This is a genomic window from Hymenobacter agri (genome assembly GCF_054778495.1).
Genome location: NZ_BAAGZM010000696.1, coordinates 1 through 2,025, shown reverse-complemented (window position 1 = coordinate 2,025; position 2,025 = coordinate 1). Strand labels below are relative to the sequence as shown.

At 63.3% G+C, this 2,025-nt stretch carries 1 protein-coding gene and 1 pseudogene; both read right to left on the bottom strand.

Going from position 1 to position 2,025, the window contains the following annotated elements; all coding sequences use genetic code 11:
• Positions 1–1,457: pseudogene (locus ACYVDE_RS21155) on the bottom strand (hypothetical protein); the annotation flags it as partial.
• Between the two features lie 189 nt (positions 1,458–1,646).
• On the bottom strand, positions 1,647–1,832 hold the full coding sequence (locus tag ACYVDE_RS21150; protein WP_460503517.1) for a hypothetical protein: 186 nt from the start codon (positions 1,830–1,832) through the stop codon (positions 1,647–1,649).
• Positions 1,833–2,025 lie beyond the last annotated feature (193 nt).

Genomic DNA, 2,025 nt, shown 5'->3' with positions numbered 1-2,025 from the left:
AACCCATCGCCCGTGGCCGCCATCGTCAGGGCGTTGTTGTCGGCGTCGGTGCCCAGCAGCGTGGCGCTGAACGACTGGCCCAGCACCACGTGTACCACCGCCGCGTTGGCATCGGAAGCCGGCACGGGCACCGGCGGAAACGTGCTGGTGAGCACCGGTGCCGCATTGGGCGGCTGCGTGGCCGTGAAAGCCACCCGCAGCGTGTCGTGCTTGGGCAGGCTGCAGCCGTTGTCGGCCACAATCACATCGAGCAGATACACCTTGCCCTTGGTATCGGTACATTCCGGAAAGCAGAGCGTGGCCGTGAGCGTATCGGGCTGGCCGGCGGCGTGCACCGTGCCGCTGCTGCGCGTGGTGAAGGTGGGCAGCAGGCCGGTGAAATTCACGGCGCGGGTGCTCATGGTGAGCACCGAGCCCGGGTCGGGGTCAGTATAGCGAATGCTCAGGCAGCGGTTGCCGCCCGGCACCAGGCGCAGGGTGTCGCGGCCGAAGCGGTAGGGCTGCGTCGTGCCCGGCATGTTCACCTGCAGCCTAGGCGGCTGGTTGCTGACGCAGTTCACGACCAGCAACTGAAAATCGCGGCGGGTTTCGCCAATTTTTACGCGGTTACGGTATTCAGAGCAGCGCACGCCAAACACGAACAGGCCCAGGTCGGTGGCGCGTACCGTGAGGCGGCCCGTGCGGGCATCGACCTGCAGGGTGGGCGCACCCGGTATCTGGTTTTGCTCGCTAAGGCCGGGTTTCCAGTTCACCAGCGAATAAGGGGCCGACACGGCTTGGCCGGGGTTGGGGTTACCCGACGTGGCGTGGCCGTTCAGGGGCGTCACCATGTCGTAGGCCAGCGAGTCGCCATCGGGGTCCTGGCCGCCGAAATCGTAGTAAAACAGCTCGCCCCGGCAGGCATAGTCGCTCAGGGGCGGAAAAATCTGGGGCGTCGAGTCGATGAACGGCTGGCCGTTGCGCACCACGGCCGGAAACTCCAGGTAGTACGTTTGAGCGGCGTTGCCCGGAAAAACGATGTTACTGATGCTGGCATTGCGGCAGCAGTTCTCCACGGCAACGTAATAGCCCGTGGGATTGGTGTATACCGATGGGCTCAGCACCACATCGGCCGTGTATATCAGCTTGCGGGTGCTGAGCGAGCCGATGGAGCAGGCCGGACTGGTGTACTGCACGTAGGTGCTGTTCACCATGGGCATTACTACGTCGGTAATGCGCTGGTTGGTGCCCTTCACAAAGATTCCGGCCGGCAGCGTGGGCCGAATGGCGCCCACATCACCGTTCACAGCATCGAAGTAGAGGTTGAGCGTGAGCGTGTAGGTATTGCCGGATTTGTAATGCAAATCGAGCTCGCCCCCCACAATGTGTGTGGCCGATGCTGCCAGCGGCAGCAGCCACAATAGCAGCACGCTCAGCAGCGGCCGCAAGCCTGATAGTCGGAGTAATGCACGGCTCATAGTAGGAAGCGGACGGCTTGAGTGGTAGTAGGCGGTATAGCTGCGATAGCGGGCAAGGCGGGCGGGTAAATCCCCGCCAGCGCCGCCGGGGTGCCCAACGTATAAATATAAGTGATATCACCGGCTGCTGCTGCCCGCCCGCCCGGTTGAGCGTGGCCAAGTCGGGCCGGGCGGGCAGCAGCGTCGGAATTAGTTGGACGTGCCGGTACCCGTGCCCGTGCCGGTTCCGTTCGACGACGTCGTGGTGGTCGTGGTCGTTTTTTTAGTGCAGCCGCCGTTCGGGCTCACATTATCTTTCTGGCAGCCCGAGAAGCTGCTCATGGAGCACAGCAGCGCAGCCGCGCTGGCCAGACGAAGGATGGAAGAAACGCGCATGAGAATGGGGAATGAAGTGAATGAAAAAATGAAAAATGGGGTAAAAGCTTACTGAATGTTGCCGCCCACGGGCAGGCCGCTGGGCACGCTGGTCGGCACGCCGCGGTCGTAGCTGGCGGCGCTCAGCGACTGCAGGAAGGCAATGATGGCCTGCGGGTCGGTGACACGGCCGGGAAAAAGCGGGTCGCGCTGG